Source organism: Planomonospora alba (assembly GCF_039534085.1).
In the GTDB taxonomy this organism is placed as follows: domain Bacteria; phylum Actinomycetota; class Actinomycetes; order Streptosporangiales; family Streptosporangiaceae; genus Planomonospora_B; species Planomonospora_B alba.
Map to the genome: position 1 here is coordinate 20,426 of NZ_BAAAUT010000076.1, position 7,397 is coordinate 27,822.

General features: G+C 73.9%; 10 protein-coding genes and 1 pseudogene. 5 read left to right on the top strand and 6 right to left on the bottom strand.

The features are described from left to right. Positions 1-64: 64 nt before the first annotated feature. The 4 genes from ABD823_RS30900 to ABD823_RS30915 form a co-directional block, all read right to left on the bottom strand. Positions 65-709 carry a DNA alkylation repair protein gene (locus ABD823_RS30900; protein WP_344865812.1) on the bottom strand — a complete coding sequence of 215 codons (645 nt, stop codon included), beginning with the start codon at positions 707-709 and terminating at the stop codon, positions 65-67. Between the two features lie 112 nt (positions 710-821). Further along, positions 822-1,472 (bottom strand): SRPBCC domain-containing protein, encoded by a 651-nt coding sequence (locus ABD823_RS30905; protein WP_344865796.1) that lies wholly within the window; start codon positions 1,470-1,472, stop codon positions 822-824. Continuing rightward, complete coding sequence (locus tag ABD823_RS30910) at positions 1,469-1,864, bottom strand: ArsR/SmtB family transcription factor (protein WP_425566686.1); 396 nt, start codon at positions 1,862-1,864, stop codon at positions 1,469-1,471. The genes ABD823_RS30905 and ABD823_RS30910 overlap by 4 nt, the downstream gene beginning before the upstream one ends. 141 nt (positions 1,865-2,005) lie before the next feature. Further along, entirely contained in the window at positions 2,006-2,554 is a 549-nt protein-coding gene (locus ABD823_RS30915; RefSeq protein ID WP_344865798.1) for an LGFP repeat-containing protein, read from the bottom strand. A gap of 207 nt (positions 2,555-2,761) precedes the next feature. Between ABD823_RS30915 and ABD823_RS30920 the strand changes: the two genes are divergently transcribed. Beyond that, a complete protein-coding gene (locus ABD823_RS30920; protein WP_344865800.1) occupies positions 2,762-3,355 on the top strand; it encodes a GNAT family N-acetyltransferase in 594 nt (197 codons plus the stop codon). A 94-nt stretch (positions 3,356-3,449) separates the two neighbouring features. Here ABD823_RS30920 and ABD823_RS30925 read toward each other — a convergent pair whose 3' ends face one another. After that, a complete protein-coding gene (locus ABD823_RS30925) occupies positions 3,450-4,046 on the bottom strand; it encodes a GNAT family N-acetyltransferase (protein ID WP_344865802.1) in 597 nt (198 codons plus the stop codon). Between the two features lie 323 nt (positions 4,047-4,369). Between ABD823_RS30925 and ABD823_RS30930 the strand changes: the two genes are divergently transcribed. The 4 genes from ABD823_RS30930 to ABD823_RS30945 all read left to right on the top strand — a co-directional run bounded on the left by ABD823_RS30930 (position 4,370) and on the right by ABD823_RS30945 (position 7,219). Further along, entirely contained in the window at positions 4,370-5,104 is a 735-nt protein-coding gene (locus ABD823_RS30930) for a hypothetical protein (RefSeq protein WP_344865804.1), read from the top strand. Between the two features lie 52 nt (positions 5,105-5,156). Further along, a complete protein-coding gene (locus ABD823_RS30935) occupies positions 5,157-5,522 on the top strand; it encodes a hypothetical protein (RefSeq protein WP_344865805.1) in 366 nt (121 codons plus the stop codon). Between the two features lie 99 nt (positions 5,523-5,621). Next, complete coding sequence (locus ABD823_RS30940) at positions 5,622-5,921, top strand: thiamine-binding protein (RefSeq protein WP_425566687.1); 300 nt, start codon at positions 5,622-5,624, stop codon at positions 5,919-5,921. A gap of 182 nt (positions 5,922-6,103) precedes the next feature. Continuing rightward, complete coding sequence (locus ABD823_RS30945; RefSeq protein WP_344865808.1) at positions 6,104-7,219, top strand: MBL fold metallo-hydrolase; 1,116 nt, start codon at positions 6,104-6,106, stop codon at positions 7,217-7,219. On the opposite strand, the pseudogene ABD823_RS30950 reads toward ABD823_RS30945, so the two are convergent. Further along, positions 7,206-7,397 (bottom strand): annotated as a pseudogene (locus tag ABD823_RS30950) (hypothetical protein); the annotation flags it as partial. The gene ABD823_RS30945 and the pseudogene ABD823_RS30950 sit on opposite strands and share 14 nt — an antisense overlap.

Here is a 7,397-nt window from a genome sequence, read left to right on the forward strand (position 1 = left end):
GGACCGAGCTCGGCCGGGCCGGTCCGGGGGCCGCACCCGGCCGAGCTCGCGGGCACGGACCTTCCTACTCGCCGTGCCGCCGGCGCACCATCTCGGTGATCCAGATGGGCGCGAACGGAGACGTGCAGCCCGGGGAGGTCGGGTAGTCCTTGAGCACCTCCAGGCGCTCGCCGATGTCGATCGCACGGGCGCGGTGCCCGGCGTGCTCGATCCCGATCCGGGCCAGGCAGTGGTTCATCGCCCACTGCAGGCGGTCCGGGGCGTCCTTCATCTCCGCCTCGATGACGTCGAGCAGTTCTGCGAGGTCGAGACCCCCGGGCGTCTCGGCCACACGCTCGGCGGTCAGCGCCCAGCCGGCGCTCGCGACCACCGGATCCGGATCGGCGGACCAGGACAGGCGCAGCTCTTCGGCGTGCGGGCTCCTCTTCACCACGTGGTTCACGAGCCAGTCGTGCACCTTGGGCGCGCGCGCCTGGCGCACCATGGCGTCCAGCTCGTCACGCCCGAACGCCTTCGGGCGGCAGATCAGGATCGCGAGCAGTCTCGCCGCGGTGTCACCCGTCTCCCAGAGCCGGCGGGCGAGGTCCTGCTGCGTCCCGAGCCGCTTGGCGAGCGCGCGCAGCCTGCCGAGGTTCACCCCGTGATCGTCACCGCGTCTCTCGTTCGCCTGGCGTGTCTTCGGGTCCTCGAGCGCGGCCAGCTCGGCCATCACCTCGGCCACCGTCGTCCCGGTCACCTGGGCCTCCCGTACGGCAGCGGCCCGCCCCCCGTGCCGCGGGCGCGCGGGCTCCGTGCCCGTCTCCGGGTGGTGGCGGCCCCGGTCACGACTCGCCGGCTTCCGGGGCGAAGTGCCGGACGCCGAACGCGACGGCCGCGGCGATGTCCTCGTCGCCGATGCCCCACGCGTCCTGGACGGCCGCGCCCCAGGCCTGGCAGCTGCGCGTCGCGAAGTCCTTCGCCTCCGCGGTGTCCTCCCAGGTGGCCGGGTCGACGGCCACGCCGCGCAGGTGAAGGTCCAGGCCCAGCACGGTGAGGTCCCATCCGCCGCCGAGGCCGATCGTGCCGCCCGGCCCGTACGTCTTGACGAGCTCGTCGACGATCTCGGCGGGCGAGGAGTGCTCCAGCTCGAAAGCGGTGCGCCCGCCGTCGGCGGCCGTCAAGCGGAGCTCGACCTCGGTCGCCATGCCCTCACCCAGCACCCATGTCACCTTGAGCAGGCGCGGCCGCTCGCACCGCAGGATCTCCCCGCCGGCGTTGCCCCTGAGCTGGAAGGTGCCGCCGAGCCGGAAATCCCCCTCGACGGGACCCAGCCAGCGGCTGAGCCGTACCGGGTCGGTGCAGGCGTCCCAGACGTCCTCGATCGGGGCGTCGTAGACCCGGCGCAGCAGCAGCGACCGCCCCGCGCCACCGGCGACCGGAAGGCTGCCGATCTCCCGGTGCGTGGCGTTGACCTGGTCGACGATGTCGATCACGTGTTCTCCTCACTATCCGACTCGGATGCCGTGGTGGGTTTTCCGGGGTCGGCGGGCGTCGTGCGGGACCGGCGTCCGCCTCGCGCCAGTTCGGTGGCCAGCGCATCGAGCCGCTGGTTCCAGAACGGGCGGAAGCGCTCCAGCCACAGGTGCGCCTCCCGCAACGGGCCCGTCTCCACGGCATAGATGCGACGGGTGCCCTCCGCCCGGGAGGAGGCGAAACCCGATTCCCGCAAGACCCGCAGATGCTGGGACACCGCGGGTGGCGAGATGTCGAACTCCGCCCGGATGATCTCGCTGATCACCCCGGCGGCCTGCTCTCCGTCGGCGAGCAGCTCCAGGATCCGGCGCCGGACCGGATCGCCGAGGACGTCGAAGGCGTGCACCTGCACACCGTTTCATTCTCCGCTTAATTAAGTCAATACTAAAAAAGAGTCGAGTCCGGTACCGGTGTCGCTCCCGGCCCCGGTGCTGGTCGGGACGGATCCGGGGCCGCCGTGGGGGCGCGGCCGGCCTGCACCGCCACGGCGGGATCAGCCGGTCACGGAGACGGTCCAGGTCTTCTGGCAGCTGGAGCCGAAGACGCCGCTGTCGCAGCCCTTGACGTTCCACCGGTAGCCGCCGTTGGTGCGCATGACGGTGTAGGCGCGCCCCCGGAAGCCGCCGCGGAAGTCCACCTGCTCACCGCCCGCGGCGCTGGTCTGCAGGACGATGAACTTGTCGAAGGCGCGGTCGGTCCGGTGCCAGTCGAAGTAGGCGCGGTTCCCCTCCGACCAGGCGGCCACCACCAGGTTGGCGCCGTTCTTGGGCGACCAGGCGATCTGGCCGCGGGCGAACGTCTGGCGGCGGCCGGCCCAGCCGACGCCGTTCTGGTGGATGTCGCGCTCGGTCGTGGTCGGGCAGCCCAGCTTGCCGTTGGCGCCGCCGAGCTGGGCCCAGCGGGCGCCGATGAGGCCGTACGGCCGGATGGCGCAGCCGCCCGCCGTGGCGGTGGCGGAGGCGTGGGCGGGCAGAGCGGCCACGGACAGGGCCGCCGCCGAGGCGAGGGCGGCGGTCACCGGGAGGATCGTGCGGCGGTTCATTGCGGACTCCTGGAGGGTGGGACCCGGCGTGCTGCCGGCTGCGGGTGTCTGCCTCGGTGATACGGCACGCCGCTTACCGACGGCTTGAGCGCCGCCTGCACGCACGGTGCGGGCGGCGTCACGAATCCGTCGGCGGCCGTCCGGCGGGGACCGCGCCGGGGGAAAACCGGGTGGGCGGCGAGTGGAGCGCGCGGGAGAATGCCCGTCATGCCCCAGGCGACACTGCGGACCGGCCGCCTCCTGCTCGTCCCGCTCTCCGACGACCACCTCGAACACGAGATCGAACTCGACTCCGACCCCGAGGTCATGCGCTACCTCGGCCCCGCCCGCACACGGGAGGAGGTCGAGGTCCTGCACCGGCGCCGGCTCGCGGTCGCCGGCCGCGTCCCGGGCCTGGGCTTCTGGGCCGGGTCCGTCGACGGGGAGTTCGTCGGCTGGTGGATCCTGGAGCCGCCGGAACGCGCCGACCAGGGCCCGGCCGACGGCGAGGCCGAGCTCGGCTACCGGCTGCTGCGCCGCCACTGGCGCCGGGGCCTGGCCGGAGAGGGCGCGCGCGAACTCATCCGGCACGGCTTCGCCGACCTCGGACTGGACCGGATCTTCGCCGAGACGATGGCGGTCAACACGGCCTCCCGCGCGACGATGGCCGCCGCCGGCATGCGGTACGTGCGCACGTTCCACCTGGACTGGGACGACCCGCTCCCCGGCAGCGAGCTCGGCGAGGTCGAGTACGCGATCACCCGGCGGGAGTGGCTCGCCCGTCAGACGGACCGGGACCGGGGGCCGGTCCCGGACGCCTGAACGCTCCGGTGCGCGCCCCGATCACGCCCGCAGAGGCGCAGGCCAGAAGAGGCGCAGGCCCGCAGCGGGCGCGCACCCCGGGCGGGCCGTGCGCCTACGGCCCGGCCTCCACGGGCGGGCGGCGCATGGCCCAGACGCGGGGACCGCCGCCGTCGATCTCGACCTCGCCCGTCACCTCGAAGCCCAGCCGCCGGTAGAGCCGCACGTTCTCCGGCGTCGAGGTCTCCAGCGTGGCGGGCAGGCCGTGCCGGTCGGCCTCGGCCAGGCCCGGCCGGAGGACGGCGCCGCCGGCTCCCCGCCCCTGCCGCGACGGGAGCACCCCCACGGTGGCGAGCACGAACGACGGCTCACCCGTGCGCAGCACCGCGCACGCCGCCTCGGCCGCCTCCATCGCCGCGTGGCGGTCCCCGGCCAGCTCCGCCTCCCGGACGGCGAGCCGCTGCCAGACCTCGCCGGGGACCGGCCGGTCGGGCCGCAGCCACACCGCGACGGCCGCCATGCGCCCGTCGTCGCCGTCGAGGGCCCACACGTCCCCGTACGGCAGGCCGACCTCCTCGACCGTCATCCGGAACAGCCCGGCCAGGCGGCGCCGGTGCCCGTCCCGGGCCACCGTCCAGGCCGTCCAGGGATATCCCTCGAAGGCCAGCGCCAGCACCTCGGCCGCCTCGTCCACCTCTTCGGAACCGATCACGCGTACGCCTCGCTGCACAGTGATGTCCGCCTCCGCTGATGCCGTCGATGTCGGTCCCGAGACGATTGTCCTACATGCGGCGTGACATACCGCCCGTCATGGTCTGGAGTGCCGCGCCCGGAGTGTCCGGAGTGCCCGGAGCGCTCGCGCCTCGGCGGCGTCGGCATCGCTGTACCTGCGAGGTGCCCCTGCCGACCGTTACGCCTCGATCTCCGTATCGCCCGGGAGACGAAAGCATGCCTCTTCGCTGACTGTCTGCGTTGGTGAACGCTTCATATCGTGCGGGCAGCAGCACCTTCCATCACTTCTGGCGAGGGGTACGCATGGGTCTGAAGGCGCTGGTCAAACGATGGTTCAGGGAGTGGTACCAGGAACAGGCGGAACGTGATCTGGACGCCCGCATGGAGGAGCGTCTCCGCGCCTGGGCGGACATGGAGCTCACGGACCGCATCACCTCCCAATTCGACTCCAGGTTCGCGAAGCAGTTCGACGGCCTACCGAAGGCCGACCTGAAGCAGCTCCTCGACGCCCACTTCGACGCACGGGCCGAGGAGTTCATCAAGGAGCAGTTCGACACCCGGTTCAACACCTGGGCAGACACCTGGGCCGACAAGAACCTGTGGCCGCAGCTCGGTACCCGCTTCGACAAGCACTTCGACGGTCGGATGAACCGGCACCTGGACACGCTGGTGCAGGCGCGCGTCACCAACCGGCTCAACGACCACATCGACCAGCGGATCAAGCAATTCCTTGCCGCGGAACGCGCGCAGACACCCGCCCCCACCGACGACGTGCCGCACCCGAACGGGGCTGAGCCCGCCCCGACGACGAATGGATCCTCCCAGCCCGCCGAACGGAGCATGGCGGAGACGCTGGTCACCGCAGCCGAGCTAGCGCACCTCCTGCGCGGGGCCGGGATCAAAGTCCAGCGGGTCCGCGAGATCCTGCGAGGGCATGAGGCCGTCCCGGGCCGCACGAATCGCTACGTGCTGGGGGAGGCGGCTGCGCGGGTACTGCTCCGCAGAGGCCGGGGGAGGCGACGGCGGCCGGGGTCGTGACTCCGGGACGTTCCGGCCGGCGGCCGGTGCCGGAGCGCGTGTCCTGGCACGCATGCCGTACATCGAGGAGCGGGTCGGCGCCGTCGAGCACGACATCACCGAGATCAAGGGCGACGTCGCGGCCGTCAGGACCGGGCAGGCCGGAGTGGAGCTGAAGCTCGACCGGCTCGCCGGCGACGCTGCCGAGCCGAAAGGGGGCCAGGCCGAGATCCGTGAGTGCTCGCCCGGGTCGCTGCCCGCCCGGAGGGTGTCGAGCAGGTCCGGTGCGACGACGCCCTGGGCCTCCGGGCGACCTGGAGACGGAGGCCCCGAGGGCGGGGTCGGCGGGGGCGTTCGCGCTCCGGTTCGACCGTCAGCCTGCGGAGCCCGGCGAGTGTCGGGCGGCGATCTGCCGGTACACCGGTCGCCCCGGCCCTGACCGGTGGCACGAGCGTTGACCGCAGGGGTGCCGGAGGTCCAAGGCGGCGGCCCGTACCGTAGGGGCCGACCATGGAGATCCCGAAGAGAGGGGACAGGCATGTCGGTGCTCGTGGCGTTCAGCGTGACGCCGATCGGTGCGGGGGAGGACGTCGGCGCGCTGGTCGCCGAGGCGGTGCGGGTGGTGCGCGCCTCGGGCCTGCCGAACCGCACCGACGCGATGTTCACCACGGTCGAAGGTGAGGATTTCGATCAGGTGATGGGTGTGGTCCGGGACGCCGTTGCGGCGGTCGAGGCCCGGTGCGGGCGGGTCAGCCTCGTGCTGAAGGCGGACATCCGCCAGGGCCCGGGCGGCCGGATGGACGCCAAGGTCGCCACCGTGGAGCGGCACCTGGCCTGACGGGCGCCCCGCGGCCCGCCGTACCCTCCGGACCCGCCGTACCCTCCGGACCCGCCGGGCCCGCGCCCTGCCGGGCCGGAGGGCGCGGCGGCACCCGCCCGCCCCGGCGGCTCCGCCCGGGAACACCGCGGGCCCGTGATCGGTTGAACCGTCGGGAGCCACGCGCGAGGAGAGTGTGCAGGATGGCGGCAAGAGGATCGGTGGGACGGCTGATCGCGGGCGGGCTGGCGCTGGCCGCCGCCGGCTGGGCGCTGCGGGACGTCCCCGCGGAGCTGGGCGGCAGGGCCACCGGCGAGCGGCTGGCGCGGATGACGCGGTCGCCGCGGTTCCGCGACGGCGCCTTCCACAACCCCGTGCCCGCCGACCCGGTCCCGGCGACCGGCGCCCCGCAGCTCCTGGCGCAGCTGCTCCGCGACCGGGCCGGCCGCAGGCCCGCCGGGCCGGTCCCGCTGGTGGCCTCCCCGGCCACGCCGCCGTCCGAGACCGGACTGAGCGCGGTCTGGTACGGCCATGCCACCACGCTGGTCGAGATCGAGGGACGGCGCGTGCTGTTCGACCCGGTGTGGAGCGAGCGGGTCTCCCCCTCCCGGCTGGTCGGCCCGCGACGGCTCCACCCGCTCCCGGTCCCGCTGGCGGAGCTCCCGCCGCTCGACGCGGTCGCGATCTCACACGACCACTACGACCACCTCGACCGGGCGACGGTGCGCGCGCTCACCGCGACGCAGACCATGCCGTTCCTGGTCCCGCTGGGCATCGGCGCGCACCTGGAGCGCTGGGGCGTGCCCGCCCCGCGCATCATCGAGCTCGACTGGGAGGAGGAGGCGGTCGTCGCGGGCCTGCGCTTCACCGCCACCGCCGCCCGCCACTTCTCCGGCCGCACCCTGCGGCGCAACGACACCCTGTGGGGCTCCTGGGCGGTCGCGGGGCCGAACCGCCGGGTCTTCTACGCGGGCGACTCCGGCTACTTCGACGGCTACGCCCGGATCGGCGCCGCGCACGGCCCCTTCGACCTGACCCTGATGCCGATCGGCGCCTACAGCCCCGCCTGGCCCGACATCCACATGGACCCCGAGCAGGCGGTCGCCGCCCACCTCGACCTGGGCGGCAGGCTGCTGCTGCCCGTGCACTGGGCGACGTTCACCCTCGCCTTCCACCCGTGGGCCGAGCCCGTCGACCGGCTCTGGCACGAGGCCAAGGCCCGTGACGTGCGCCTGGCGGTCCCGCGCCCCGGCGACCGGATCGACGCCGACGCCGCGCCGCAGGTCGATCCCTGGTGGGAGATGCTCACGCAGGCGTGAACGCGGGCGCGGCGGCCCCCTCCCGGGTCGCCAGGCGGGTGCGGACCACCAGGTCGTGCAGCGCCTCGCCCGCGGTGGCCGACTCCGGCAGCCGCGAGCCGTCCCGGGCGGCCTCCAGCTCGCCCGTCAGACGGGCGACGTCGCGCTCCAGCCGCGGGCGCTCCGGAGCGCCGGAAGG